The 370-nt window shown below is 29.7% G+C and carries 1 protein-coding gene and 1 pseudogene; one reads left to right on the top strand and one right to left on the bottom strand.

From position 1 onward, the window contains the following. Window positions 1-105, top strand: a pseudogene (locus KI369_RS28090) (DUF3923 family protein); the annotation flags it as partial. A gap of 118 nt (window positions 106-223) precedes the next feature. Here KI369_RS28090 and KI369_RS29600 read toward each other — a convergent pair. Beyond that, window positions 224-370 (bottom strand): DUF2179 domain-containing protein (locus KI369_RS29600; RefSeq protein WP_238484974.1); only part of this gene is annotated, 147 nt, incomplete at its 5' end.

Genomic DNA, 370 nt, shown 5'->3' with positions numbered 1-370 from the left:
TCACTTATCGTTTTATTAATAGCGTTTATCATACCGGTATTTTTTCAAGTTATATGGCTAATCATTAATTTGAGAATGAGTAGAAAAAATAATTATACGATTTAGTTTTTCAATTAACAGATAATTTTTTTCATAAAAAAGAGAGGAATCTACATCAAAACAGATTCCTCTCTTTTACATATGGGCTTATACTGCACTTTTAATGCAGCACGACTCCACTTTTTTACGATGCATGTTCATCTTTCTTCTTCATTAACGCTCTTTTCTTCATCGCCTTCGTTAAATATCCACCTTTAAATGAACGGATTTCATAAGAAGACATAAACGCTTTCGGTGCAATTTCATTAATAATTTCTAACAGTTCTTTTTC

It is taken from the genome of Bacillus sanguinis (assembly GCF_018332475.1).
Taxonomy (GTDB): domain Bacteria; phylum Bacillota; class Bacilli; order Bacillales; family Bacillaceae_G; genus Bacillus_A; species Bacillus_A sanguinis.
The sequence above is the reverse complement of the archived record's forward strand: the minus strand, read 5'-3'. Positions and strand labels throughout refer to the sequence as shown.